The organism is Helicobacter pylori SA221C, from assembly GCF_000476855.1.
Taxonomy (GTDB): Bacteria; Campylobacterota; Campylobacteria; order Campylobacterales; family Helicobacteraceae; genus Helicobacter; species Helicobacter pylori_DK.
On sequence record NZ_CBPT010000007.1, the window covers coordinates 34865 to 60280 of the forward strand.

At 40.3% G+C, this 25416-nt stretch carries 26 protein-coding genes and 1 pseudogene; 10 read left to right on the plus strand and 17 right to left on the minus strand.

Annotation, left to right across the window (positions count from 1 at the left end):
* Positions 1 to 5: 5 nt before the first annotated feature.
* From QU01_RS04715 to recA, 3 genes are read right to left on the minus strand one after another with little or no spacing between them, the layout of a single operon-like run.
* Positions 6 to 281 carry a hypothetical protein gene (locus QU01_RS04715; protein ID WP_000146217.1) on the minus strand — a complete coding sequence of 92 codons (276 nt, stop codon included), beginning with the start codon at positions 279 to 281 and terminating at the stop codon, positions 6 to 8.
* Positions 274 to 1554, minus strand: a complete 1281-nt coding sequence (gene eno, locus QU01_RS04720; RefSeq protein ID WP_033762567.1) for a phosphopyruvate hydratase — start codon at positions 1552 to 1554, stop codon at positions 274 to 276. The genes QU01_RS04715 and eno overlap by 8 nt, the downstream gene beginning before the upstream one ends.
* Before the next feature lie 11 nt (positions 1555 to 1565).
* The gene (gene recA, locus QU01_RS04725; protein ID WP_000952100.1) at positions 1566 to 2609 is read right to left on the minus strand and encodes a recombinase RecA; all 1044 of its coding nucleotides are present in this window, start codon (positions 2607 to 2609) and stop codon (positions 1566 to 1568) included.
* Between the two features lie 98 nt (positions 2610 to 2707).
* Between recA and QU01_RS04730 the strand changes: the two genes are divergently transcribed.
* On the plus strand, positions 2708 to 3571 hold the full coding sequence (locus QU01_RS04730) for a menaquinone biosynthesis family protein (RefSeq protein ID WP_033762570.1): 864 nt from the start codon (positions 2708 to 2710) through the stop codon (positions 3569 to 3571).
* Here QU01_RS04730 and QU01_RS04735 read toward each other — a convergent pair.
* The 8 genes from QU01_RS04735 to ccoN all read right to left on the minus strand — a co-directional run bounded on the left by QU01_RS04735 (position 3568) and on the right by ccoN (position 9206).
* Positions 3568 to 4335 (minus strand): hypothetical protein, encoded by a 768-nt coding sequence (locus QU01_RS04735; protein ID WP_033762572.1) that lies wholly within the window; start codon positions 4333 to 4335, stop codon positions 3568 to 3570. The genes QU01_RS04730 and QU01_RS04735 overlap by 4 nt on opposite strands.
* 88 nt (positions 4336 to 4423) lie before the next feature.
* Positions 4424 to 5005: a hypothetical protein gene (locus QU01_RS04740; RefSeq protein WP_033762574.1), complete on the minus strand. Its 582-nt coding sequence runs from the start codon at positions 5003 to 5005 to the stop codon at positions 4424 to 4426.
* A gap of 12 nt (positions 5006 to 5017) precedes the next feature.
* Positions 5018 to 5602: a hypothetical protein gene (locus tag QU01_RS04745; RefSeq protein ID WP_033762577.1), complete on the minus strand. Its 585-nt coding sequence runs from the start codon at positions 5600 to 5602 to the stop codon at positions 5018 to 5020.
* A 100-nt stretch (positions 5603 to 5702) separates the two neighbouring features.
* The gene (locus QU01_RS04750) at positions 5703 to 5909 is read right to left on the minus strand and encodes a DUF4006 family protein (RefSeq protein WP_000670506.1); all 207 of its coding nucleotides are present in this window, start codon (positions 5907 to 5909) and stop codon (positions 5703 to 5705) included.
* 10 nt (positions 5910 to 5919) lie between these two features.
* Positions 5920 to 6798, minus strand: coding sequence for a cytochrome-c oxidase, cbb3-type subunit III (gene ccoP / locus QU01_RS04755; RefSeq protein WP_000346887.1), 879 nt, complete (start codon positions 6796 to 6798; stop codon positions 5920 to 5922).
* A gap of 1 nt (position 6799) precedes the next feature.
* Positions 6800 to 7018: a cytochrome c oxidase, cbb3-type, CcoQ subunit gene (locus QU01_RS04760; RefSeq protein WP_033762580.1), complete on the minus strand. Its 219-nt coding sequence runs from the start codon at positions 7016 to 7018 to the stop codon at positions 6800 to 6802.
* A 10-nt stretch (positions 7019 to 7028) separates the two neighbouring features.
* Positions 7029 to 7727, minus strand: a complete 699-nt coding sequence (ccoO, locus tag QU01_RS04765) for a cytochrome-c oxidase, cbb3-type subunit II (protein ID WP_000490777.1) — start codon at positions 7725 to 7727, stop codon at positions 7029 to 7031.
* 12 nt (positions 7728 to 7739) lie between these two features.
* The gene (gene ccoN, locus QU01_RS04770; RefSeq protein ID WP_033762582.1) at positions 7740 to 9206 is read right to left on the minus strand and encodes a cytochrome-c oxidase, cbb3-type subunit I; all 1467 of its coding nucleotides are present in this window, start codon (positions 9204 to 9206) and stop codon (positions 7740 to 7742) included.
* Positions 9207 to 9375: 169 nt separating this feature from the next.
* On the opposite strand from ccoN, the gene QU01_RS04775 reads away from it, so the two are divergent.
* Positions 9376 to 10824, plus strand: coding sequence for a DASS family sodium-coupled anion symporter (locus QU01_RS04775; protein WP_033762584.1), 1449 nt, complete (start codon positions 9376 to 9378; stop codon positions 10822 to 10824).
* On the plus strand, positions 10825 to 11811 hold the full coding sequence (locus tag QU01_RS04780) for an adenine-specific DNA glycosylase (protein ID WP_080248367.1): 987 nt from the start codon (positions 10825 to 10827) through the stop codon (positions 11809 to 11811).
* Between the two features lie 23 nt (positions 11812 to 11834).
* On the opposite strand, the gene QU01_RS04785 is transcribed toward QU01_RS04780, so the two are convergent.
* Both QU01_RS04785 and QU01_RS04790 read right to left on the minus strand, forming a co-directional pair.
* Entirely contained in the window at positions 11835 to 13490 is a 1656-nt protein-coding gene (locus tag QU01_RS04785) for an L-lactate permease (RefSeq protein WP_033762586.1), read from the minus strand.
* Positions 13491 to 13538: 48 nt separating this feature from the next.
* Complete coding sequence (locus QU01_RS04790) at positions 13539 to 15188, minus strand: L-lactate permease (RefSeq protein WP_033762589.1); 1650 nt, start codon at positions 15186 to 15188, stop codon at positions 13539 to 13541.
* A gap of 230 nt (positions 15189 to 15418) precedes the next feature.
* Between QU01_RS04790 and QU01_RS04795 the strand changes: the two genes are divergently transcribed.
* From QU01_RS04795 to QU01_RS04810, 4 genes are read left to right on the plus strand one after another with little or no spacing between them, the layout of a single operon-like run.
* The gene (locus QU01_RS04795; RefSeq protein WP_000867254.1) at positions 15419 to 16147 is read left to right on the plus strand and encodes a (Fe-S)-binding protein; all 729 of its coding nucleotides are present in this window, start codon (positions 15419 to 15421) and stop codon (positions 16145 to 16147) included.
* A 28-nt stretch (positions 16148 to 16175) separates the two neighbouring features.
* The gene (locus tag QU01_RS04800) at positions 16176 to 17621 is read left to right on the plus strand and encodes a LutB/LldF family L-lactate oxidation iron-sulfur protein (protein ID WP_033762591.1); all 1446 of its coding nucleotides are present in this window, start codon (positions 16176 to 16178) and stop codon (positions 17619 to 17621) included.
* A complete protein-coding gene (locus QU01_RS04805; RefSeq protein WP_000032067.1) occupies positions 17614 to 18249 on the plus strand; it encodes a LutC/YkgG family protein in 636 nt (211 codons plus the stop codon). The genes QU01_RS04800 and QU01_RS04805 overlap by 8 nt, the downstream gene beginning before the upstream one ends.
* Positions 18250 to 18258: 9 nt before the next feature.
* Positions 18259 to 18717: a peroxiredoxin gene (locus QU01_RS04810; RefSeq protein WP_000412952.1), complete on the plus strand. Its 459-nt coding sequence runs from the start codon at positions 18259 to 18261 to the stop codon at positions 18715 to 18717.
* Positions 18718 to 18951: 234 nt separating this feature from the next.
* Here QU01_RS04810 and QU01_RS08440 read toward each other — a convergent pair whose 3' ends face one another.
* Both QU01_RS08440 and QU01_RS04820 read right to left on the minus strand, forming a co-directional pair.
* Complete coding sequence (locus tag QU01_RS08440; protein WP_001222899.1) at positions 18952 to 19086, minus strand: hypothetical protein; 135 nt, start codon at positions 19084 to 19086, stop codon at positions 18952 to 18954.
* Positions 19087 to 19376: 290 nt separating this feature from the next.
* The gene (locus QU01_RS04820) at positions 19377 to 20726 is read right to left on the minus strand and encodes a class II 3-deoxy-7-phosphoheptulonate synthase (RefSeq protein ID WP_033762598.1); all 1350 of its coding nucleotides are present in this window, start codon (positions 20724 to 20726) and stop codon (positions 19377 to 19379) included.
* 180 nt (positions 20727 to 20906) lie between these two features.
* Between QU01_RS04820 and QU01_RS04825 the strand changes: the two genes are divergently transcribed.
* Positions 20907 to 22148 carry a serine/threonine transporter gene (locus tag QU01_RS04825; RefSeq protein ID WP_033762601.1) on the plus strand — a complete coding sequence of 414 codons (1242 nt, stop codon included), beginning with the start codon at positions 20907 to 20909 and terminating at the stop codon, positions 22146 to 22148.
* Positions 22148 to 23515: an L-serine ammonia-lyase gene (locus QU01_RS04830; RefSeq protein WP_033762603.1), complete on the plus strand. Its 1368-nt coding sequence runs from the start codon at positions 22148 to 22150 to the stop codon at positions 23513 to 23515. Before QU01_RS04825 ends, QU01_RS04830 begins: the two co-directional genes overlap by 1 nt.
* 666 nt (positions 23516 to 24181) lie before the next feature.
* Here the strand turns inward: QU01_RS04830 and QU01_RS04835 are convergent.
* Positions 24182 to 25042, minus strand: a complete 861-nt coding sequence (locus tag QU01_RS04835) for a hypothetical protein (protein WP_033762605.1) — start codon at positions 25040 to 25042, stop codon at positions 24182 to 24184.
* Here QU01_RS04835 and QU01_RS08505 point away from each other — a divergent pair.
* Positions 24966 to 25159, plus strand: a pseudogene (locus tag QU01_RS08505) (hypothetical protein). The gene QU01_RS04835 and the pseudogene QU01_RS08505 sit on opposite strands and share 77 nt — an antisense overlap.
* Here QU01_RS08505 and QU01_RS08020 read toward each other — a convergent pair.
* A complete protein-coding gene (locus QU01_RS08020) occupies positions 25139 to 25339 on the minus strand; it encodes a hypothetical protein (RefSeq protein ID WP_080248368.1) in 201 nt (66 codons plus the stop codon). The pseudogene QU01_RS08505 and the gene QU01_RS08020 overlap by 21 nt on opposite strands.
* Between the last annotated feature and the right edge of the window lie 77 nt (positions 25340 to 25416).

The window sequence follows — 25416 nt, forward strand, 5'->3', positions numbered from 1 at the left end:
TAAATCTAATCTCTAGGCCGTAATTCCCTCAATTCAAACAAACGCTTTTGCAAGCGCACATTCTTGCTTTGCAATTCGGTGATTTCTTGTTGCAATCGTTCATGCTTGTCTCTTAAATCCAAATAAACTTCTAAAGAAGAACCTCCAAAAAGCAACTTCCCTAAATAATACCCAAACCCAAGCAGTAAAAGGAAAAAGACAATAAGGGAGCTATGGCTATAGAAAAAATCTCGCACTTTGTTGTCTTTGATTTCATCGTTTTCAAAAAGGCCACTAGCCATGCTTAAACAACTCTTTGCCGATATAAATCCCCCCTTTTAATTCATGCTCAATTTCTAAAAGGCGGTTGTATTTGGCGATCCTTTCACTCCTTGCGGTGGATCCGGTTTTGATTTCTCCCGTATTCAATGCGACCGCAAAATCAGCGATAAAGCTGTCCTCACTCTCCCCGCTTCTATGGCTCATCACGCATTGATAGGCATGGTGTTTGGCTAATCTTATGGTCTCTAAAGTCTCACTAATGGTGCCGATTTGATTGGGTTTGATCAAAATGGCGTTCGCAATGTTTTTTTCAATGCCTTTTTGCAAGATGCTTGCGTTCGTTACAAACAAATCATCGCCCACTAATTGGATTTGACGCCCTAATTCCTTGCTCAAAAACGCCCAACCCTCCCAATCGTCTTCGCTCAAACCATCTTCAATGGACACGATCGGGTATTTTGCCACCAATTCTTTGTAATAAGCCACTAATTCATGCGAATCTAAAATCTTATTTTCACCCTTTAAATGGTAATTGAAATTTCCATCCACTAACTCACTGCTCGCCACATCTAAAGCGAGCGCTATTTCCTCGCCTAATTTATAGCCGGCTTTTTCAATGGCTTGAGAAATGACTTCAAGGGGTTCTACATTGTTGTTAAAATTAGGCGCAAAGCCCCCCTCATCGCCCACGCTTGTGAGCTGATTCTTTCCATCTAAAAGTTTTTTAAGCGTGTGATAGACTTCCGCACTCGCTCTTAAGGCTTCTTTAAAACTTTCAAACCCTAAAGGCATGATCATGTATTCTTGGAAGTCTATGGAATTATTCGCATGCGATCCGCCGTTGATGATATTGAGCATCGGCACAGGCAAAGTCAGAGCGTTAGCCCCCCCTAAATAGCGGTATAACGGCAGATTTAAAGCCTTCGCGCTAGCCCTTGCTAACGCCATAGAAACGCCCAAAACAGCGTTCGCCCCTAAATTAGCGTAATTAGGCGTGCCGTCTAAAGCCCTTAACCTCTCATCCACAAAGGCCTGATTGATCGCTTCAAGCCCTATTAAATGGTGTTTGATCACGCTATTGACATTTTCGCATGCCCTTAAGACCCCTTTACCCAAAAAACGGGTTTTGTCATTATCCCTTAACTCTAACGCTTCTCTTTTACCAGTGCTCGCCCCGCTAGGCACAATCGCACTCGCCTTAGTGTTATCGCTCAAAATCACGCTGGCTTGAATGGTAGGATTGCCCCTACTATCCATCACTTCTAAAGCATGAATATCTTTAATGGTTAGCATCAAAATCCTTTTTATTCCATTTCTTCTAAAGGCTCATCCGGTAAGGGCATGATCTCTTCATTAGAGCCAATGCTCTCTTTAATCTTAAGAGTGATTTCATCCGCTAGGGCTTTGTCTTCTTTCAGTAAGGCTTTAGCGTTTTCTCTGCCTTGCCCTAGCTTTTTATCCTGGTAGCTAAGCCATGCCCCGCTCTTATCCACAATGTCTAATTTCACGCCATAGTCAATGATTTCGCCCTCTTTAGAAATCCCTTCCCCAAACATGATGTCAAATTCCGCTTCTCTAAAAGGCGGAGCGACTTTATTTTTAACCACTTTGGCTTTAGCCCTGTTACCGATATGCTGTTCGTTTTGCTTGAGGGAAGCGATTCTTCTAATATCAATCCTAACGCTCGCATAGAATTTTAAAGCGTTACCTCCGGTTGTGGTCTCTGGACTCCCATAACCCATCATGCCAATCTTCATCCTGATTTGATTGATAAAGATTAAAGTAGTGTTCATCTTGTGCAAAACACCGGTGATTTTTCTTAGCGCATGGCTCATAAGCCTTGCTTGCAAGCCCACATGCTGATCGCCCATATCCCCATCAATCTCCGCTTTAGGCGTAAGAGCCGCCACCGAATCCACCACCACCAAATCAATCCCTCCGCTTCTGGTGATCGTTTCTAAAATCTCTAAAGCTTGCTCGCCTGTATCAGGTTGGGAAACGAGTAGATTTTCCGTATCCACGCCCAATCTCTTAGCGTAATGCACGTCTAAGGCATGTTCAGCGTCAATGAACGCGCACACGCCGCCATTTTTTTGGCATTCTGCAATAATGTGCAAGCTTAGAGTGGTCTTCCCGCTTGACTCTGGCCCATAAATTTCAATGATCCTACCTTTTGGAACGCCCCCAATCCCTAAAGCCAGATCCAACCCTAACGAGCCTGTAGAAATAGCGTCAATCTTTTCTACTTGCTTATCCCCAAGGCGCACCAACGCCCCCTTACCAAAAACCTTATCAATTTGTTTGATCGCTAAAGAAATCGCTTTTTGTTTGTCTTCATCTATTGCCATTAAATTACCTTATTGAATTTGATTTGTTTATTCTATCAAATCCTAGCCTAAAATCTATTATAATAAAAGGACTTACCTTATCACAAAAGGATTTTACTTTGATTAGTGTCGCTCATAGCCCTGATGCTGATGATATTTTCATGTATTATGCGATTAAGTTTGGTTGGATAGATTGCCCCATTAAAAACAAAACGTTCCACAACATTGCCCTTGATATTGAAACCCTAAACCAAGAAGCCCTAAAAAACACTTATGATGTGAGCGCAATCAGCTTTGGGCTATACCCTAAAATTGCGAACGATTACGCTTTGCTCCCCACAGCGACAAGCTTTGGGAATGGCTATGGGCCTAAATTAGTGAAAAAAAAGGGCGTGAAATTGAAAAAAGATTTTAGAGTCGCATTAAGTGGGGAGCACACCACCAACGCCCTCTTGTTTAAGATCTATTACAAACATGCGCGCATCGCTTACATGAATTTTTTAGACATTGAAAAAGCGGTTTTGGAAGAAAAAGTGCATGCGGGCGTGCTCATCCATGAAAATATCTTGGATTTTCATAATGAATTAGAAGTGGAAAAAGAATTGTGGGATGTTTGGAAAGAACTCATTGAAATGGATTTACCCCTGCCTTTAGGGGGCATGGCGATTAGGCGATCCATCCCTTTGTATCGCGCGATTTTGATTAAAAAGGCTTTGATTAAAGCGGTTGAAGCCGCTTTAAAACACCAAAATTTGCTCTCTGACATGCTGTTAGAACGCTCGCTCATTCGTGTCAATAAAGAGCGCTTACGAACTTATTTAAGCTTGTATGCGAACGAAACTTCAACGCGCTTAAGTGAGATTCAAATTCTCGCCATAGACAAGCTTTTTGAATTGGGCTATCAGCATGGGTTTTACGCTAACTTGTTAAAGACTAAAGATTGCTTGCTCACTGATGCATATTTAAAATACCGCTTTTCTTAATCCAATTCTAGTTTATGCATCAGCAAGTAACGGATCACCCCATACAATAAAAGGATTTTTAAAAAATCCACTCCCCATAAAAGATAGTATTTATTTTCTTGTAATTCTTGTTGTTGCAAGAAATAATAAAACCCCTCATTGATGCTTAAACTAGAGCTCATTAAGGGTAGTAGCGAATTAAACGCTAATTCCAAAACAACCCCCACCAAAATGAATAACAGCCCCCCTAGTAAAAAACGCGCCTTTTTGATCCTAGCAGCGTTTAAAACGCTCAAAACAAATAAAAATTTCATTAAAACAAGCCCTAAAAACAGTGCGATACCTAGGGTTTTAGTGGGTTTTAACACAAAGGTTTTTAAAGCGGTGTGCAAGATAAACAGCACGCTGGATTGCGCGTTAAAAAGAGAATAGCCCAAACGCACGCTCGCCACAAACCAGAACAAACTGAAAATAAAAAACACCATGGGGAGCAAGATTTTAGGGAGCAATAAAGACTCTAAACTAACGGGTAAAGAAAAGCTTAAAACCCCCCTTTTAGAAAAAAGCGCGTTGAGATTTTTGATCGCTCCCACACTGATTGCAATCAGTAAAAACGCCCCCAAGACAAAAAAGAGCGTGTAGCTTAGGGTGAGCATGGTCGTTTCTTCAGCGCTTTGAGAGGAAAAACAAACCGCTAAAACAGTGAGCGTGATTAAAAAATTCCCCACAACAACATTCCCTAATTGCCCCAAGGCATCATGCTTAAAAACTTTTAAAAAACCCATAGCCTTATTATACCCGTTTGGATAGAAAATTCAGGCTTTTTAATGATTGAGTGTCAATAAAAAACGCTAAAGGCATTTTTTAAACGCGCTACTTGAAAAAAGCCAGTTGCTCTAAAATCAATTCTTCTTGATTTTTAAAAACAAATTTAAAAAGGATCTTATAACGCCCTATTTTGTCGCTCTCTGACAAATCAAATTTTAAAGGTTCGCATGCGTTTCTACAATCAAGCGTTCCTAGCCATCTGGGCTGTGATTTGCTGGGATAAAACGCTAAATACACTTGAATATTTGGCAAATCTAAAGCGGGTTTGAGCGGTTGCAATTGCACATAAAGCGTGTTGGATTTTTCTAAAATCAAAGCGTTGTTTAAAAGATTTTCTTGGAGTTTTTTATCCCCATGCGTGCCTTTAGAAAAATAGGGCAAAATGGGGGTTTTAGGGCTTTTAGTAAGGGGTTTTAAACCCACTAAAAAACGATAATTGGATTTAAAGTTTTCATAAGTTTTAAACATAGCGTTAAAGTTTAAATCCACTTCGTTATGACCCTTAAAATACACTAAATCGTTTTTAGGCGAATTTTTTAGGGCAAACACCACCAAAAACACCACGATCCCAAGCCCAAGAATGAGTACGCTCATGATCCCTAAAGGCCAAAAATTTTTTTCTTTCATTGATTTTCTCTCTTAAGATTTTTTAAAAAAATAAAGCCCCAAAAACGCGCCCAAAAGCGTCAATAACAAAATATAAATGACCACCTTTACAAAAGTTACCCCCTTAGGAGCGTTAAAATTTTGCGTGATATTCACATGATATTTTTCCGCTAAAGCATCTACTGCGACCGAATAGCCATTAATGAGCATGGCTGAAATCCTTTGGGGCGTGTATTCTTTAGGGTTTGTAGGGAGTAAGGGAGCGATTTTTTCAAAAAAGATTTTATCAGTGTCTAACAAATCTTTAGGGTTAGCCACTAATTCTATTTTTTGAGCGTCATGGTAAAAAAAGAATACCACAAAAGGGGGTTTGAGCTGTTTTAAAAAGCCCTCTTGATACTTTTGGCGTTCCTTTTTGAGTGCCAAAGCGATAGGATTTTTTTCAAAATCCGTCATATCAATCGCAAAACGCACGCCTGTTTTAAGATAAAGCTCTTTAGAAACGCCCTCTACAAACGCAACGCTTTTTTCTACCAAACGCCCTTTAGAATTATTAAAAACATAATCATCAGCCCCCAAACAACAAACAAAGACTATTACAAGCCATAAGATCCTCATGTGCTAAACAAAAACAAGTTAGGCACAAAAGAAATAACAATCGTCATTAAAATGGTCGCTACTACCATTAAGGCTAAGATTTTTTCTAAAGTCGTGAATTTCATTTTTTACTCCCTTGATTGACTAATTCATAGTTAGCCCGGTTTTGGGTGTTTTTTGTCTCTAAAGCGTTAATATCCTTATAGCGGTAATAATTGGTGGCTTGCTCTTTTTGGATATGGATCGCTTTGAGCGTAAAAAAAACGGCCACACACAATAAAATAACCACAATCAGTAAATTCCCTGCTAATCCGTTTAAAAATTTCATCTCTTTTCCTTTAATCTTCTAAGGGTTTTAGCGATTGGATAAATTCGGCTAACGCTTTAACTTGCAAATCGCTAAAGTTTTTATACTTGAATGATGGCATATGCCCTATATTGCCCTTTTTGCCATGCGTTAAGATATTTCTCAAAAAATTCTCTGTGCCGTAAGCGGTCAAATCGGCCGCAAACACTTGATTTTCTTGCAAGCCCTTACCATCATTGCCATGACAGCCTGTGCAGCCCATGCTTTCAAACAGCTCCTTGCCCTTATCAATGAGTTGAGGGTTTTTCGTTTTTTTAACGCTAGAAATTTCTGCCATCACATAGCTCGCAATCGCTTTAGCGTCTTTTTCGTCCAATTCCATAGCGGGCATTTCCCCAGCGAGATAATCCATGCCTTTAGAGCCATGCTTAATGGTGTCCATAATGCCCTCTTCTTTACCCCAACGCACCAGATTTTGAGCGCTCCCATGCAAGCCCTCAGCGGTGATGCCATGGCATTGCGAACAATGGACTAAAAAGATGCCTTGACCCATATCCACCAATTCCTTTTGACCCAAATGCTTCCATTTGGCTTCAAATTTTTGGTTGTGCGCTTTAACCTCTTCGTTGTATTGCCCGATTTGAGAAAAGCTATTCAGCGGATACCCAAAGAAAAAATACCAAAAAGCCCACACAATCGTGCACATAAAGCTTGCGATCCAGCCTACTGGCACATTATTGGCAAACTCCCCTATCCCATCAATCAAATGCCCATTTTCTACAAGCTCACCTTGAGATTTGCTGTCGCGCATTTCTTTAATGAGCGAACTGGATTCATAGATGGTTAAAACTAAAATCACAAGCGCTGCAATCAAGCCAAAAACATTTATATGGTCGTTTAAAAAATCCATTTCAATTTTCCTTTATGCCCTTATCATGAACTTCTTTATGGCGTGGTTCAATCAACTCATCTTCTAAAGCATCATTTAACGCTAAATACCCGTATCGCTCATAATCCACGACACCCTTTTTTTGCTTTCTATACATGCTAAAAATATAAGCGTACAAAAAGAGCGTAAAAAGAATAGTGAAAAACGCATACGCAAAACCTCTCAAACTTTCTAAATCCATCATTCACCCCTTATTTAGCGTTTTGATTAGCGTTGATCCTGGAATTACCCAAGCTATTCAAATAAGCGATCAAAGCCACAATTTCTAACACTTCACCTCTTTGAATGGCGTCTAGCACCCTCTTGTCTTTCATATCAGCTGTGATTTTTTTAGCTTCTTCTAAATAGGCTTTTTTCGCTTCTTCTACGCTCCCTAATTTCACGCCGTTTTCTGTGTCATAAGGCACGCCAAAAACCTTTTTTTGCGTCAAAGCTTCTGCATAAGCGGTGTCAAAATCGCTCTTTTTTATGAATAAATGCTTATAGGCGGGCATGATGCTGTGCGGCACAACGCTTTTAGGATCAAACATGTGCTTTTCATGCCAATCGGTTGTGCGATAATCCCCCACCCTGTGCAAATCAGGACCAATCCTTTTAGATCCCCATAAAAATGGCCTGTCATACGCGTATTCCCCACTCAAACTATACGCGCCATATCGATCCACCTCAGCTTGGAAAGGGCGAATAAGCTGGGAATGGCAATGATAGCAACCTTCTTGGATATAAATTTGCCTCCCTGCTGTCTCTAAAACCGTATAAGGCCGTAAGCCTTCAATCGGGCGAGCGGATTTAAAAAAGTTGGGCAAAATCTCCACCAAGCCTGCGATCGCAAACACAAAAATAAACGCAAGAGTGAAAAAGAACGGATTCTTCTCTAAAAAACTAAACATTTCCAACCTCCCCTATCTAGACATAGGCGTGGCGTAATTGGGCTCACGCTCTAATTTTTTGCCTGCTGTGATGGTCATAAAAATATTGTAAGCAAAAATAATAAATCCAATAAAATACATAAGACCCCCAACGCCTCTAATATTGTAATAAGGGATTAGCACCTTAACCGTGTCAATGAACTGGTAAGTGAGATTCCCATACTGATCCACATCCCTCCACATCATCCCTTGCGTGATCCCTGCAATCCACATGGACGAAAAGTAAAGCACAATCCCTAAAGTCATGATCCAAAATTGGAAATCCACAAGCCTGCCTGAATAAATCTCTCTTTTGAAAAGCCTAGGGGTCATGTGATACATGCTCGCAATCAAAGTGAAGCCTACCCAACCAAGCACGCCGTCATGCACATGCCCTATAATCCAATCGGTGAAGTGTGCTAATGCGTTCACGCTCTTAATGGCTTGAATAGAGCCTTCTAAAGTGGAAAGCATGTAGAAAGTTGAAGCTAAAACTAAGAATTTAATCAAAGGGCTTTCTTTGAGCTGGTGCCATTGGCCCCTCATCGTTAAAAGCATGTTAATAGCTGTCCCCCACGAAGGCAAGATCAACACCACGGAAAACACGCTAGAAAGGGTTTGCACCCAATCAGGCACGGTGGAATAAATCAAGTGGTGTCCGCCCGCCCAAATATAAACAAACATCAAGCTCCAAAAAGAAAACAAAGTGAGTTTGTAAGAAAAAATAGGCTGGCCGCTCTCTTTAGGCAAGAAATAATAAATCGTGCCAATCACCCCACTCGTAAAGACAAAAGCGACCGCATTATGCCCCCACCACCATTGAATGAGCGCATCATTACTGCCTGAATACATAGAAATAGAATGCCAAACACTCCCCATATCAGCGACAAAATAGGTGGGGATAGAAAGGTTATTGAAGATATACATCACCGCTATACCCACATAAGTAGCGATGTAATACCATAAAGACACATAAATGGTATTTTCCCTCCTAACGCTCATGCTCCCAAACATATTAACCCCCCATAGCACCCATGCCACAACCACAATAATATCTAAAGGCCACATCAATTCAGCGTATTCTTTAGATTGAGTAAGACCAGCAAACAAGCTAATAACCCCTAGAATTAAAAGAATAATCCAGAGCCAAAAATGCAATAACCCTACAATTTTCAAAAAGGGGTGTTGGTAATAAGTGATTTTAAGCACCCTTTGACCGATATAATACCAACTCGCCCAAATCCCCCCAAGAGTGAAACCATAGATCACCGCATTCGTGTGTAAGGGGCGCAAGCGGCCAAAAATACCATACTCCCCTGCGATGTAATTCAAGTTAGGGAAAGACAATTCAAAGGCTAACACGATCCCTATCAACATGCCTATTATCCCAAAGCCAACCATCGCATAAAGAAACAATTTGCTAATAGAATAATCATAACTCAAAGGCACATTTTCTTGCATGCAATACTCCTATTTGTAGTAAATTCAACAAAGATAAACATAATTATAAAATTTTATCTTTTTCAAAAAGCTTAATTTTTAATCTTTTTCTGTAATATTGTAATAACTTAATCCCATTTGAATGGCATTTTTAAGCCAAATTGCTACTATCTTTGGCTAAAGGTTAAACATGACTAAACAAATCCTCACCATTCTTGCCCCTTTTTTTATCGCAACGCTATTGTATTTTTTAGGCGCACCGGATGGGTTAAGCCCTAACGCATGGCTTTATTTTTGTATTTTCATGGGCATGATTATAGGGCTAGTTTTAGAGCCGGTGCCATCAGGTTTGATAGCGCTGAGCGCGTTAGTGTTGTGCGTGGCGTTAAAAATTGGAGCGAGCGATGAAGTAGCGAGCGCTAATAAAGCTATTTCGTGGGGTTTGAGCGGGTATGCGAATAAAACGGTGTGGCTTGTGTTTGTCGCTTTTATTTTGGGTTTAGGGTATGAAAAAAGCTTGTTAGGGAAACGGATCGCTCTTTTATTGATTAGGTTTTTAGGGCAAACCCCTTTAGGTTTAGGCTATGCGATTGGTTTGAGCGAATTATGTCTAGCCCCCTTTATCCCTAGCAATTCCGCTAGAAGTGGGGGTATACTCTATCCCATCGTTTCTTCTATCCCGCCTTTAATGGGATCTACTCCCAATAATAACCCTGACAAAATCGGTGCGTATTTGATGTGGGTCGCTTTGGCTTCAACTTGCATCACTTCGTCCATGTTTTTAACCGCGCTCGCTCCTAACCCCCTAGCAATGGAGATCGCTACCAAAATGGGGGTGAATGAAATCTCATGGTTTTCGTGGTTTTTAGCGTTCTTGCCCTGTGGGGTGGTTTTGATCTTGCTTGCGCCTTTATTAGCGTATAAAACCTGCAAACCCACCTTAAAAGGCTCAAAGGAAGTGAGTTTGTGGGCCAAAAAGGAATTAGAGGGCATGGGGAGGTTTTCTTTAAAAGAAATTTTAATGCTCAGCCTCACTTTATTGGCTTTATTGGGTTGGATTTTTGGCAAACCTTTAGGCTTGCATGCGAGCGCGACGGCTTTGATTGTCATGGTTTTAATGGCTTTTTGCAAGATTGTAAGCTATGAAGACATCATTAAAAACAAGAGCGCGTTCAATATTTTTTTACTACTTGGATCGCTGCTCACGATGGCTGGCGGGCTTAAAAATGTAGGGTTTTTAAATTTTATAGGCAATGCGGCTAAAAATTTTTTAGAGCATGCTCACTTGGATCCGTTAATAGCGGTATTGTTTATTGTAGCCCTCTTTTATCTGTCGCATTATTTTTTTGCAAGCATCACCGCTCATGTGAGCGCGTTATTCGCGCTTTTTGTAGGGATTGGTTCGCACCTTCAAGGGGTCAATTTGCAAGAATTGAGCTTGTTTTTAATACTTTCTTTAGGGATTATGGGGATTTTAACGCCCTATGGCACAGGCCCATCCACCATTTATTACGGGAGCGGGTATATTCCAAGCAAGGATTTTTGGAAATGGGGGTTTATTTTTGGTATAGTGTATTTGATCGTGTTTTTAAGCGTGTGTGTGCCTTGGGTCAAATTCATCGCTTTTAGGTGGTTGTAGCTGGAAAATTTACACAACGCCCTTTTAAAATGGTATGAAGAATGTGGGCGAAAGGATTTACCTTTTAGGAATTTAAAGGGCATTAACGCTCCTTATGAAGTCTATATCAGCGAAGTGATGAGCCAACAAACCCAAATCAACACGGTGGTTGAGCGTTTTTATTCTCCCTTTTTAGAAGCTTTCCCCACTTTAAAAGACTTAGCGGACGCTCAATTAGAGGAGGTTTTATTGCTCTGGCGAGGGCTTGGCTATTATTCAAGGGCTAAAAATTTAAAAAAAAGCGCTGAAATTTGCGTGAAAGAACATAACTCACAGCTACCCAATGACTATCAAAGCCTATTGAAACTCCCTGGGATTGGTGCATACACGGCTAATGCGATTTTATGTTTTGGCTTTAGAGAAAAGAGCGCATGCGTGGATGCGAATATTAAACGAGTGCTTTTAAGGCTTTTTGGTTTGGATCCTAATATCACGGCTAAAGACTTACAAATTAAAGCGAATGGCTTTCTCAATCTTAATGAAAGCTTTAATCATAACCAAGCCCTAATTGATCTAGGGGCTTTAATCTGCTCCCCTAAACCCAAATGCGCGATTTGCCCTTTAAACCCTTATTGTTTAGGTAAAAATAACCCAGAAAAACACACGCTTAAGAAAAAACAAGAGATCATTCAAGAAGAGCGTTACTTGGGCGTTGTGATCCAAAATAACCAAATCGCTTTAGAAAAAATAGAGCAAAAACTCTATTTTGGGATGCACCATTTCCCTAGTCTCAAAGAAAATTTAGAATACAAGCTCCCTTTTTTAGGGGCGATCAAACACAGCCACACCAAATTCAAACTCAATTTAAACCTCTATTCAGCTGTAATAAAGGATCTAAAAAACCCTGTTCGTTTTTATAGCCTTAAAGACTTAGAAACCTTACCCATAAGCTCTATGACGCTTAAAATCTTGCATTTTTTAAAACAAAAAAATTTATTTGGGGGTTAAACCCTGCCAAATCTAAAATGGCCCTACTTTATCGCAGGCACCACTTCAGGGATCAAATACGCAATCGTGCTGATCACGACTCCCATGATCGCTACAAAAATAAGGGAGTATTTAACCGTGAATTTGAACAAATCGCTCTCTTTCCCGGCTAACCCCACCGCCGCGCAAGCGATAGCGATGCTTTGAGGGCTTATCATTTTGCCCAAAGTGCCACCCACGGTATTAGCCGTTAGGGTTAAAACCTCAGGGAGGTGCAATCGTTGGGCGGTGAGTTGCTGTAAAGAGCCAAATAAAAGATTGGAACTCGTATCGCTTCCGGTTAAAAACACGCCTACCCATCCGATCAAGGGCGAGAAAAAGGTGAAAGCCAGACCCGTATGGGTGAGCGCTAAGGCTAGAGTGGAAGAAATCCCGCTGTAATTAGACACATAGGCAAAGCTTAAGACTAAACCAATGGTGAGAATGGGGTAACGCATTTCTTTTAAAGTCTCGCCAAAAACGCTCACTGCATCGCTCACTCGCACCCTTAAAACGAGCATGCTAACAAGAGCGGCCAAAAAAATGGAAGTGCCAACCGTGTTGATTAAGAGAAATTTAAACACCACCGGAAAACTCACGCTTTGATTGGCTTCTACAAAAGGCGGGCTTTTAAAGATGTGGTTACTGATGTTATTGAATTCAAAATAAAAATTAGAAAAAGCTAACAAGCCGTCTTTTTCAAATAAAGCCTTAAAAAAAGGCTGTATCCATAGCACAATCACTAAAACCAAAATCACAAAAGGAGACCAAGCGACATAAATCTTACAGATATGATGGTTACTCTTAGTGAATGAAGCCGCTTTGCCGTCGCTTCTAAAAATGACTTTAGGCTGCCAAAATTTCAAAAAGAGCGCCGTTGCAACCAGTGAAACAAGGGCTGAAATAATACCCGGCAATTCTGGCCCCAAATAATTAGAGCTTAAAAATTGCGCGCCAGCGAAAGAAAAAGCCGCAATAAAAACGGCCGGAAAAGTTTCTTTAATCCCCTTAAAGCCATCCATTAAAAACACAATGAAAAACGGCACTAACAAGCTCACAAAAAAGAGGATTTTACCCGTCATGGCTGAAATTAGAATCGCTGGCACCCCTACTGCGCTCGCCATCGCGCTTATAGGGATACCCACCGCACCAAAAGCTACAGGAGCGGTGTTAGCGATTAGGCACAATCCGGCAGAATATAAAGGGCTTAACCCTAAGCCCACTAAAATCGCTGCTGTTATAGCAATAGGCCCTCCAAAGCCGATCGCTCCTTCTAAAAACGATCCAAAACAAAAGCCAATCAAAATCACTAAAATCCTGTGATCTAAAGTGATGGACTGGACGCTTTCTTTTAAAATTTCAAAATAGCCGGATTTAACGCTGAGTTTGTATAAAAAAATCGCCGCAATAATAATCCAAGCGATCGGCCATAAGCCATAGAGGAAGCCATAAAGAAAGCTTGAACCCACCATGCTAACAGACATTTTATACACTAAAACCGCAATAATGGCTGATAAGGCCACGCTCAAAAAGGCCGCTGCATAACCTTTGAGTTTAAAAACCATTAAGGATAAGAAAAATAACAAAATCGGCAATAAGGCTACAAGAGCGCTCAACCAAATATTACCCAAAGGGTCATAAACTTGATGAAATTCTGACACTAAAAATCCCTTTAAAAAATATTCTCTTACTCCCCTAAACCCCCTCCATTAAGTAGGAGTAATTGGAATAATAAAGGGGAAGACATAAGCAATAAGAGTGAAGACAATCCCCATAATGATCGCTAAAGCGATGGAGTATTTTACCGTAAATCTGAACAATTCGCTCTCTTTCCCCACTAACCCCACCGCTGCGCAAGCGATAGCGATACTTTGAGGGCTTATCATTTTACCCACAACACCCCCTGAAGTGTTTGCCGCTAAGAAAAGCACTTCAGGCAAGCCAAGCTGTGTAGCGATGAGCATTTGCAAAGAGCCAAATAAAAGATTAGAACTCGTATCGCTTCCGGTTAAAAACACCCCAAGCCAGCCTACAACAGGCGAAAAGAAAGTGAAAACATGCCCAGTATCCGCTAACGCTAAAGCGAGCGTGGCGCTCATGCCACTATAATTAGCCACATACGCAAACGCTAAAACCACGCCAATGGTTAAAATCGGTAAACGCATTTCTTTTAAAGTGGCCCCAAACACCCCTATCGCATCGCTGATTTTCACGCGCAACAAAAACACGCTTAAAAGAGCGGCTACAAAAATGGAAGTGCCTGTCGTTAAAATCAAAGGGAATTTGAACACGACAGGAAAATTGGTCGCTTCAGTAACAATGGGAACGGTTTTAAAAACCTTTTGACTGATAGAATCAAATTCAAACGCAAAGCTAGAAAACGCCAAAGCCCCGCCTTCTTTAAAGAGCGCTTTAAACCAGGGTTGCGTCCATATGATAATCGTAATAGTGAGCAATACAAAAGGCATCCACGCTACAATCACCTTACAAATATGGTGTTTTTCTGTGCTGATTGCGGGCTCTTTGCCATTGCTGGTAAAAATGCGCTTGGGCTGCCAGAATTTTAAAAACAAAGTGGTAGCGATCAATGACACCAAAGCTGAAATAATATCCGGGAGTTGCGGCCCTAGATAATTAGAGCTTAAAAATTGCGCGATAGCGAAACTAAACCCGGTAACAGCCACTGCAGGAAAAGTCTCTCTAATCCCTCTAAAACCATCCATTAAAAACACGATGAAAAAAGGAATACCAATGGAAAAAATGGGTAACACCCTGCCCACCATTTGAGAAATCTCTAATTCAGGGATACCCACCACGCTAGCCATTGCCGTAATAGGGATACCCACCGCGCCAAAAGCTACAGGAGCGGTGTTAGCGATCAGGCACAATCCAGCAGCGTATAAGGGGTTTAGCCCAAGGCCGACTAAAATCGCCGCTGTGATCGCTACCGGGCCTCCAAAGCCGATCGCTCCTTCTAAAAACGAGCCAAAACAAAAGCCAATCAAAATCACTAAAATGCGGTGATCCGGCGTTAGGGTTAAAATGCTTTCTTTTAAAATCTCAAAATACCCGGATTTCACTGAAAGGTTGTAAAGAAAAATCGCAGCGATCACAATCCAAGCGATTGGCCACAAGCCATAAAGAAAGCCATAGAAAAAACTCGCGCTCACCATTTGAGCAGGCATTTTATACACAAATAACGCAATAATGATTGAAAGCACTAAGCTTAAAAACCCAGCGCTATACCCTTTAAGTTTAAAGACAATAAGAGAAATAAAAAAGAGCGCAATAGGCGAAAGTGCGACTAAAGCGCTCAGCCAAATATGGCCTAATGGGTCATAGACTTGATAAAATTCCATAAATTTTCCTTGAATAATTAAAAGTATTTTTTTATCTTACTTAAAAGAAAAAACTAATTTTAAGTAGCATTTAATATTAAGTCAAATTTAATGGGTTTGTGGTTTATTTTAGTAACAATGTTTGAGCGAGTGGGTTTATCAACTTGTGGTTACAATCTTACCAATTTCTTACCAATTTTGAGTATTATATTGTGTTTGAAACTCTTAATTTGGAATTTAAGGAGCCTTCTTTGAAAGTCAATTTCTTTGCTACTTGTCTAGGAGCAGCCATATACAGCAACGCATCGCTTAACGCTATCAAATTACTCCGTAAGGAAAATTTGGAAGTGGTTTTTAAAAAAGACCAGACATGTTGCGGCCAGCCAAGCTACAACTCAGGGTATTATGAAGAAACAAAAAAAGTCGTTTTATACAATATCAAACTTTATTCCAATAACGACTACCCTATTATTTTGCCTAGCGGTTCATGCACAGGAATGATGCGGCATGATTATTTGGAATTGTTTGAAGGGCATGCGGAATTCAACATGGTTAAAGATTTTTGCTCTAGGGTGTATGAATTGAGCGAATTTTTGGATAAGAAATTGCAAGTCAAGTATGAAGATAAGGGCGAACCCCTTAAAATCACATGGCATTCTAATTGCCATGCCTTAAGGGTGGCTAAAGTGATTGACTCGGCGAAAAATCTCATCAGACAGCTTAAAAATGTGGAACTCATTGAATTGGAAAAAGAAGAAGAATGCTGCGGGTTTGGGGGGACTTTTTCGGTTAAAGAGCCTGAAATTTCAGCGGTTATGGTCAAAGAAAAGATTAAAGACATAGAGAGCCGTCATGTGGATGTGATTGTTTCAGCGGATGCGGGGTGTTTGATGAATATCAGCACCGCTATGCAAAAAATGGGCTCTTTGACAAAACCCATGCATTTTTATGACTTTTTAGCCTCAAGGCTTGGGCTTTAACATTAAAGAATTGTTTTAAGGAATGATCATGGAAAAATATCATAGCGACCAAGAATACGAAGAAATCATCACCGACCAATTAGGCGATATGCAATTAAGGGAAAATTTGCGTTCTGCAATGGATACCTTAAGGGCTAATCGTAAGAATCTGATTAAAAATCGTTACAGCGAATGGGAAAATTTAAGGGAATTAGGCAAAGAAGTCAAGCTTAAAATTCTATCCAGGCTTGATGAATATTTGGAATTGTTTGAAAAAAACGCCACTCAAAACGGCTTTAAAATCCATTACGCTAAAGACGGCGATGAAGCTAATGAAATCATTTACAACCTCACTAAAGAAAAGAATATCAAGCGCATTTTAAAGCAAAAATCCATGGCGAGCGAAGAAATTGGCTTGAACCATTACTTGAAAGAAAAGGGCATTCAAGCGCAAGAAACGGATTTGGGCGAATTGATTATCCAGCTCATTAATGAACACCCTGTGCATATTGTCGTGCCAGCCATCCATAAAAACCGCAAGCAAATCGGTAAGATTTTTGAAGAAAAACTCAACGCCGCTTATGAAGAAGAGCCTGAAAAGCTTAATGCGATCGCCAGAAAACACATGCGCAAAGAATTTGAAAGCTTTAAAATGGGGATTAGTGGGGTTAATTTTGCTATCGCTAACGAAGGAGCGATCTGGTTAGTGGAAAATGAGGGTAATGGGAGAATGAGCACCACCGCATGCGATGTGCATGTCGCAATTTGTGGGATTGAAAAATTAGTAGAAAGCTTTGATGATGCGGCGATTTTAAACAATTTGCTCGCCCCAAGTGCTGTGGGTGTGCCTATCACTTGCTATCAAAACATTATCACAGGCCCCAGAAAAGAGGGCGATTTAGACGGCCCTAAAGAAGCCCACATCATTTTATTAGACAACAACCGCTCTAATATTTTGGCTGATGAAAAGTATTACCGCGCTCTTTCATGCATCCGTTGCGGGACTTGTTTGAACCACTGCCCTGTGTATGATAAAATCGGTGGGCATGCTTATCTTTCCACTTATCCTGGCCCTATAGGCGTGGTGGTATCCCCCCAACTCTTTGGCTTGAATAATTACGGGCATATCCCTAATTTGTGCAGTCTTTGCGGGCGTTGCACTGAAGTTTGCCCCGTAGAAATCCCTTTAGCCGAACTCATTAGGGATTTACGATCAGATAAAGTGGGCGAGGGCAGAGGCGTGGTCAAGGGGGCTAAAAGCACCCAACACAGCGGGATGGAAAAATTCTCTATGAAAATGTTTGCCAAAATGGCAAGCGATGGGGCTAAGTGGCGTTTCCAATTGAAAATAGCTCAATTTTTCTCGCCTTTAGGCAAGCTTTTAGCCCCCATACTGCCTTTAGTCAAAGAGTGGGCGAGTGTTAGGACCTTACCCAATATGGACACGAGCTTGCATGCCAAAGTCCAACACTTAGAAGGGGTGATTTATGAGTAAAGAGCTTATTTTAAAGCGCATTAAAGAAGCCAGAGCCAAACACGCCATTCAGGGAGCAAACCCTGTTTATAGAAATATCATTAAAGTGGAGTTTGAAGACTTGGTGGAAGAATACAAGCATTTCCAGGTGTTGAATAAAGCTGAAGTCATTGAAAGTGCTAAAGAAAATTTAGAGCAAGCAATCTTAAAAGCTTTAGAAAATTTTCAAAGCAAAAAAGTCTTACACTCTACAGATTTAAATTTGAATTTTGAAGCGTTTAAGGATTTCACTTTACAGCCCTATGATAAAGAAATTGAAGCGATGCGTGAAGAGTTGTTTGAGATTGATACGGCTTTATTGCATGGGGTTTGTGGGATTTCAAGCTTGGGCATGATTGGGGCGGTTTCTTCGCATGCAAGCCCGCGATTGCTTTCACTCATCACCCTTAATTGCATCATCTTATTGAAAAAAGAATCCATTGTGCGCAATTTAAGCGAAGGCGTGCAAGCTTTAAAAAATCAAGGCCAAAACGGTGCATTACCCACGAACATGCTCCTTATTGGCGGGCCTAGCCGGACAGCCGACATTGAATTAAAAACCGTTTTTGGGGTGCATGGGCCTCAAAAAGTCGCTATCATTCTCTATTAAAGGACAAGAATGGAAAAATTAGAAGTAGGGCAATTAGCCCCTGATTTCAGGTTGAAAAACAGCGATGGCGTAGAGATTTCTTTAAAAGATTTGCTCCATAAAAAAGTGGTGCTGTATTTCTACCCTAAAGACAACACCCCCGGATGCACCTTAGAAGCCAAAGACTTTAGTGCTCTGTTTAGTGAATTTGAAAAGAAAAACGCTGTTGTCGTAGGCGTAAGCCCTGATAACGCGCAATCGCATCAAAAATTTATCAGCCAATGCTCTTTGAATGTGATTTTGCTCTGCGATGAAGATAAAAAAGCCGCCAATCTTTACAAAGCTTATGGCAAACGCATGCTTTATGGGAAAGAGCATTTGGGGATTATCCGCTCCACTTTCATTATCAACACGCAAGGCGTTTTAGAAAAATGCTTCTACAATGTCAAAGCGAAAGGCCATGCTCAAAAAGTTTTAGAGAGTTTGTAGTTTAACTTTCTAACTTTCGCCCGTTTTAATTTGAGATTTTTTAGCCATTCTCTCACTTTTAAAAACTTGTTGTTTTAAATTTTGTTTTAGTTTTATAATAAAACTCATAAGGGATAGGGGGTGTTTTGAAATCATTCCCCTACAACCCTAAGATCGCATCACAAGAAACCGCCACTCGTTAGCTTTTTGATTGTGTTTATTTTAAAAAATGCTTTTGAGTATTTTTACAATTTTTTATTTTTGTTCAGGTTGCCAAATGGTTTTTTCTGAAGGGGTGCTATCGGCTTCGTTTTGTAAGATTTGTTTTTTAGTTTCGTGGCAAGCCACAAACAATAACGCTAAAATTACAGCTAAAAGAGAAATTCTCATTTCAAGCTCCTTTGAATATTAAAATGCTAATGATAATTATAAAGTAAAAGAGTTAAAGATAGATTAATATTTGGCTCTGTTTTCATCAAATGTCGGCACTCAAAACCTTATTTAACCTTATTATCCTTTAATTTTTAAAACTTTATTTTACACAAAACTCATTCTCTTAAGGGGATAACTGGGGTATTTTGAAATAACTCCCCCCCCTACAACCCCCAACTAAATCCCCCTATAGAACGCATTACAAGAAACGATCGCTTGACTAAAGCCTCTTATTATCTTGATTTCAATCAAGATCGTTGTTTTTTGAGCATGTCAGCGATTAAGAAAGCGAGTTCTAGGGCTTGGGTGGCGTTTAGTCTTGGATCGCATTGCGTGTAGTAATGGCAGCTCAAACCCTCTTCGGTGATCGCTTGCGAGCCACCGATACATTCTGTAACATTCTCACCTGTCATTTCCAAATGAACCCCTGAAGCCAAACTCCCTTCAGCCCTATGGATTTCAAAAAAACTTTTCACTTCATCTAACACGCTATCAAAAGCCCTTGTTTTAACCCCCAAGCTGGTTTTAACCGTGTTGCCATGCATGGGATCAATGCTCCATAAAATGTGGCGTTTTTCTTCCAACACCCCTTGTAAAAGTTTAGGCAAACGCTCTTTAATCATCTTAGAACCCATGCGCACGATCAAATTCAAACGCCCCTTAATGTTGCGCGGGTTTAAAACATCGCACAATTCTAACACTTCGCTCACGCTCGCATTAGGCCCAATTTTCACGCCAATAGGGTTACAAACCCCCCTTAAAAACTCCACATGCGCGCCCTTAGGATCTCTTGTCCTTTCGCCAATCCACAACATGTGTGCGGAGCAATCATAAAACTGGTTAGTCAAACTATCCTTACGCACCAAAGGCTCTTCATAATGGAGCAGTAACGCTTCGTGGCTGGTGTAAAATTCCACTTCCCTAAGAATAGGCGTTTTTTCTATCTCCACCCCGCACGCTCGCATAAACCCTAAAGCTTGCGTGATCCGGTCAGCGATTTGCTGGTATTTTTGCCCAAAATCGTTGTTTTTGACAAAATCCAAATTGAAACGATGCACTTGTTCCAAATTGGCTAACCCGCCTTGGGCAAAAGCTCTGATAAGGTTTAAAGTCGCTACGCTTTGATGGTAGGCTTTAAGCATTCTTTCAGGCTTTGGCTCTCTTTCTTTTTTGGAAATCCCATTGATAATATCCCCCCTATAGCTTAGCACTTCTTCATCATCCAGTATTTCAGTCGCATTAGAGCGAGGCTTGGCAAATTGCCCGGCAATGCGCCCCACTTTCACGATCGGTATAGAGCCAGCAAAAGTTAAGACAATCGCCATTTGCATCACCACTTTAAACATGTCTCTAATCCGGTTAGCACTAAATTGAGAAAACGACTCTGCGCAATCGCCCCCTTGCAACAAAAACGCCTTATTGTCAATGACTTGGGCTAAACGCTCTTGCAAGTTCCTCGCTTCGCCAGCAAACACTAAAGGAGGGTAGGAGTGCAATTCTTTTTTGACCCTTTCTAATTCTTGCTTGTCTTTGTAAGTGGGGTGTTGCTCTATCTTAAAAGAATGCCATGAAGCGGGCGACCAAGTTGTGTTTGACATTTATACAATCCTTTATTAATCTTTTTTTAAGCGTTATTATAGCTTGTGCGGGTTAAATCGTGGATTTTAGAAAATAAATGCGCGCTAAAAACCACCCCTTAATCTCAAAAAACCCCAATCATAAAAAGCTTTATGCTACAATGAGAGCTCTTTAACACGATACAAGGGCGGTTTAATAGCATGGCACAAGAAAAAGCGGTTCTAAGAGATCCTAAAAAACTCAATTTGTTTGATTTGCGTTGGATGGTGTCCTTATTTGGCACGGCGGTGGGGGCTGGGATTTTATTTTTGCCTATTAGAGCCGGTGGGCATGGGGTATGGGCTATTGTGGTGATGAGCGCGATTATCTTCCCTTTAACTTATCTAGGGCATAGGGCTTTAGCTTATTTCATAGGATCTAAAGATCAAGAAGACATTACCATGGTCGTTCGCTCTCATTTTGGCACTCAATGGGGTTTTCTTATCACTTTGCTTTATTTCTTGGCGATTTATCCTATTTGTTTGGTTTATGGGGTGGGTATCACTAATGTGTTTGATCATTTTTTCACTAACCAGTTGCATTTAGTGCCTTTTCATCGGGGCTTACTGGCTGTGGTATTAGTCTCTTTAATGATGTTGGTGATGGTTTTTAACGCTACGATTGTTACGCGCATTTGTAACGCTTTAGTGTATCCTTTATGCTTGATTTTATTGCTTTTTTCTTTATATCTTATCCCTTATTGGCAAGGTGGTAATCTTTTTGTGGTGCCGAGTTTCAAAGAATTTGTGTTAGCGATTTGGCTAACCTTACCGGTGCTTGTGTTTTCATTCGACCATAGCCCCATTATTTCAACCTTCACTCAAAACGTGGGAAAAGAATACGGCGCTTTCAAAGAGTATAAACTCAATCAAATTGAATTAGGGACATCGCTGATGCTTTTAGGGTTTGTGATGTTTTTTGTGTTTTCGTGCGTCATGTGCTTGAATGCTGATGATTTTGTGAAAGCAAGGGAACAAAATATCCCCATTTTAAGCTATTTGGCTAACACTTTAAACAACCCTTTAATCAACTATGCGGGGCCTGTGGTGGCTTTTTTAGCAATTTTTTCATCTTTTTTTGGGCATTATTATGGGGCTAAGGAAGGTTTAGAAGGCATTATTATCCAAAGTTTAAAATTGGAAAAAGCTTCTAAAACCTTGAGTATTAGCGTAACGATTTTTTTATGGCTGACTATCACGCTGGTGGCTTATATTAACCCCAATATCTTGGATTTTATTGAAAATTTAGGCGGCCCCATTATCGCGCTCATTCTGTTTGTGATGCCCATGATAGCTTTTTATAGCGTTTCTAGTTTGAAGCGTTTTAGAAACTTCAAAGTGGATATTTTTGTGTTTGTCTTTGGGAGCTTGACGGCTTTGAGCGTGTTTTTAGGACTATTTTAATGGCTAGTTTTTCTATTTTATCCATTTTTAAAATCGGCGTGGGGCCTAGCTCTTCACACACTATAGGGCCTATGGAAGCGGGAGCGAGATTTTGCGGGTTGTTAAAAGGCATTTTAGAGCAGGTTGAACGCGTTCAAATCACCTTGCATGGCTCATTAGCCTTGACCGGTAAAGGGCATTTGAGCGATGAGGCGGTTTTAATTGGCTTGCATGGCATTTATGCTAACGAATTAGAGGTAACAACCAAAAAAGCCTTATTGCATGAGGTGTTTGAAAACAAAGTTTTAAAACTCGCTAACCAGCATTGCATTCCTTTTGATTATCCTAAAGATTTGATTTTTGACAACAAACCTTTAGCCAGACACCAAAACGCTCTCATTCTAAAAGCTTTTAACACTAAAAATGAGATTTTAAAGGAAGAGACTTACTATTCTGTCGGTGGAGGGTTTGTTTATACTGAAAAAGAATTAGACAACTTGTCTGAAGAGGGCGGGAATGAAAGCATTGCCTATGATTTTTCAAGTGCTAAAGAATTGCTAGAATTATGCCAAAAACACCAAAAAAGCATCGCTGAAATCGTGCGTTTGAGAGAAAATGCCCTGAAAAACTGCCCTGATGCAACGATGGCTAAAATTTATCGTGCGATGCTTGAGTGTTATCATAATGGGGCTAATTCTAAAGAAAGGTATCTGCCTGGTTCTTTGAAAGTAACACGATTAGCCCCAAGCATTAAAACGCGCTTAGAAAAACACCCCACAAGCGGGAAAGACCCCTTAGCGTTGATTGATTACATTTCGCTTTACGCTCGCGCCATTGCTGAAGAAAACGCTAGTGGAGGCAAGGTGGTAACCGCCCCAACTAATGGGGCGTGCGCGGTGGTGCCAAGCGTGCTTTTATACGCTAAAAACCATTTGTTTGAAAATTTATCGCAAAAGGCTATTAATGATTTTTTACTCACCAGCGCGGCGATTGGCTATCTTTACAAGAAAAACGCTTCCTTGAGCGGCGCAGAAGCGGGGTGTCAGGCTGAAATTGGCGTGGCAAGCTCTATGGCTGCGGGGGGGTTAGCCTATTTGTGCCAAGCGACCACGCAACAGGTTTTAATCGCTAGTGAAATCGCTATGGAACACCATTTAGGATTGACATGCGATCCGGTGGGGGGCTTGGTGCAAATCCCTTGCATTGAACGCAATGTTTTAGGAGCGATTAAAGCGATCAGCGCTTCTAAACTGGCTTTAGAAGATGAATACAAGCCTAAAGTGAGCCTAGATGAAGTGATCGCTACGATGTATGCGACCGGGAAAGACATGAATGAAAAATACAAAGAGACCTCGTTAGGGGGGTTAGCCAAAACCTTAAAATGCTAAGGGATAGCTCTCAACTTTTAGGGCTTTAAGTTCGTAAAAAAGGCTTTGTTTTTAACAAACACAAATAAGCCCTATCCAACTTTAATATTCTTCAAAAATTTTTAAGCATAGGGTTTTAAAATTTTGTTTCATCGTTTTTAAATTCCATTTAATAATAAAACTCATTAAGTTTATTTAAACTCATAAGAGAATAGGGCATTTTGAAATCATTCCCCTACAACCCCCTTTTTTAAAATCCCCTAAGAGCGCATCATGAAAAACGATCGCTTGCTTACACAAGATTTTTTATTTTGATTGTAAAAATACTCAAAGGTATTTTTTAAATTTGATTACTAATATTCCATTAAAATAAAATCAAAAATTTTTACACGCTTTCATAAAATGCGTTGGAATGTCTGAGGTTATGTTTAACTCTGTCAATCGCTATATTTCAAAGATTTTTGCGCAACAAAACCTTAAGCTAATCGTTACCAATCGTTACCACAAAAAAAGCCAAAAAGCTTAAAGTCTAAAGATTTTAAAAAAGCGGTGGTTTTTAAAAAGATAGCCTTAAACACTAGGATAGAGTGATAGGGAGCTAAAAGCCCAAATATAAAGCCTAAAAAGGAGTACTTAAGAGACTTATTAAAGCCCCCCTACTCAAAAAAGTAAGCTAGGGCTATTTTACTATTTTTCAGACTTACTAGAGTCGCTAATTTGTTTTTCAAACTCTTGTTGCAAGGCTTGTTGTTGCCTTTCTTTCTTTGAAAGGCGGCGTTTTTTCTTAGGTTTTTTCTCTTTTTTTGAAGAAACCTCTGGCTCTTTTGAAGCTGTTTCTTTGAGCGTGTTAGTATTGGTCGTAGAATCTAGATCCGAATTAGAAGCGTTCTGTGTCCTCTTAGAAGAGCTTATAAATTCAGGGCTATCGGTATGGCTTTCAAGCTCCCCACTGCTCCTCTTTTGAAACGCTGCCTTAGTGTCTTTCTCAGCTTGCTCTTCCATTTTTTTAAGAGTGATTGCATCCAGTTTTCTAGCCTTTTCTTTTTGGCTCACCCTAACCATGCTGATCAAATATTTGATATACCCATCATACATATCCCCAAACTGCTCATGCAAAGCCCCAAAATCCGAGCCTTTGTAAAGCCAGTTAAACAAAGGGAGTGAGAGCTCTGTCCCTAAATCTTTAAGCACATGCTTATAAAACTTTTCTCTGTCATTCACCACAAAAGAAACCTTACCATCTTTATGCTCATAATAACAGACCTTTTGCTCCACACAGCTTTCCAAACTCCCCTTAAAGAAAGCTCCAAAAGCGGATAAATCGCCCTTACTCATCTTGGTTTCAGAATACTGGTTAAAATTCTTCACGCGCTCTTTTTCCAAATTAACCATGCTCTTTAAAACCCTCTTGCGGTCTTTTTTCACATTCCCTGTGGAGCTTTCAGAAAACATAACATTGGGATCGACTGTAGTGTTAATAGTGGCAGAATCCGTTTCTGCTCTCAACAAAAAAGTCGTAGCCGCTAAAAAAAATAAAATCCGTTTCACACCAAACTCCTAATTAAATAATAACCGCAACAAAAATAGATACCGTTCTTCATAAAAGCTCTCTTTTGAAATCTTCTTCTATTGATAAAAAACCACCTAGAATTCAAGCTGTTTTAGTCGTCTTAAAATACAGACTTTCAAAGGGTCTTTACTATTGGGTATGATACTATAAATATCCAAAAAATACAAACACTCCAAAAACTTTAACCCTAAAAATTTGAGACGCTCTTTACAGCTAAGGATTTGAGAGCAACAAAGCCCACCCACCAAGCAAGTAGCCTCTATTTTAAGAGTCAATGCCCAAACCCTATGACAGAATTATAACACGAAAACGCCCTAATCCCCACAGCCAAAAGCTAGGGACTTACAGCGTG

Coding starts and splice junctions, on each gene's coding strand:
- QU01_RS04715 (WP_000146217.1), bottom strand. CDS start 281: ATGGCTAGTGGCCTTTTTGAAAACGATGAAATCAAAGACAACAAAGTG.
- eno (WP_033762567.1), bottom strand. CDS start 1,554: ATGCTAACCATTAAAGATATTCATGCTTTAGAAGTGATGGATAGTAGG.
- recA (WP_000952100.1), bottom strand. CDS start 2,609: ATGGCAATAGATGAAGACAAACAAAAAGCGATTTCTTTAGCGATCAAA.
- QU01_RS04735 (WP_033762572.1), bottom strand. CDS start 4,335: ATGGGTTTTTTAAAAGTTTTTAAGCATGATGCCTTGGGGCAATTAGGG.
- QU01_RS04740 (WP_033762574.1), bottom strand. CDS start 5,005: ATGAAAGAAAAAAATTTTTGGCCTTTAGGGATCATGAGCGTACTCATT.
- QU01_RS04745 (WP_033762577.1), bottom strand. CDS start 5,602: ATGAGGATCTTATGGCTTGTAATAGTCTTTGTTTGTTGTTTGGGGGCT.
- QU01_RS04750 (WP_000670506.1), bottom strand. CDS start 5,909: ATGAAATTTTTAAACGGATTAGCAGGGAATTTACTGATTGTGGTTATT.
- ccoP (WP_000346887.1), bottom strand. CDS start 6,798: ATGGATTTTTTAAACGACCATATAAATGTTTTTGGCTTGATTGCAGCG.
- QU01_RS04760 (WP_033762580.1), bottom strand. CDS start 7,018: ATGGATTTAGAAAGTTTGAGAGGTTTTGCGTATGCGTTTTTCACTATT.
- ccoO (WP_000490777.1), bottom strand. CDS start 7,727: ATGTTTAGTTTTTTAGAGAAGAATCCGTTCTTTTTCACTCTTGCGTTT.
- ccoN (WP_033762582.1), bottom strand. CDS start 9,206: ATGCAAGAAAATGTGCCTTTGAGTTATGATTATTCTATTAGCAAATTG.
- QU01_RS04775 (WP_033762584.1), top strand. CDS start 9,376: ATGACTAAACAAATCCTCACCATTCTTGCCCCTTTTTTTATCGCAACG.
- QU01_RS04790 (WP_033762589.1), bottom strand. CDS start 15,188: ATGGAATTTTATCAAGTCTATGACCCATTAGGCCATATTTGGCTGAGC.
- QU01_RS04800 (WP_033762591.1), top strand. CDS start 16,176: ATGGAAAAATATCATAGCGACCAAGAATACGAAGAAATCATCACCGAC.
- QU01_RS04805 (WP_000032067.1), top strand. CDS start 17,614: ATGAGTAAAGAGCTTATTTTAAAGCGCATTAAAGAAGCCAGAGCCAAA.
- QU01_RS04810 (WP_000412952.1), top strand. CDS start 18,259: ATGGAAAAATTAGAAGTAGGGCAATTAGCCCCTGATTTCAGGTTGAAA.
- QU01_RS08440 (WP_001222899.1), bottom strand. CDS start 19,086: ATGAGAATTTCTCTTTTAGCTGTAATTTTAGCGTTATTGTTTGTGGCT.
- QU01_RS04820 (WP_033762598.1), bottom strand. CDS start 20,726: ATGTCAAACACAACTTGGTCGCCCGCTTCATGGCATTCTTTTAAGATA.
- QU01_RS04825 (WP_033762601.1), top strand. CDS start 20,907: ATGGCACAAGAAAAAGCGGTTCTAAGAGATCCTAAAAAACTCAATTTG.
- QU01_RS04830 (WP_033762603.1), top strand. CDS start 22,148: ATGGCTAGTTTTTCTATTTTATCCATTTTTAAAATCGGCGTGGGGCCT.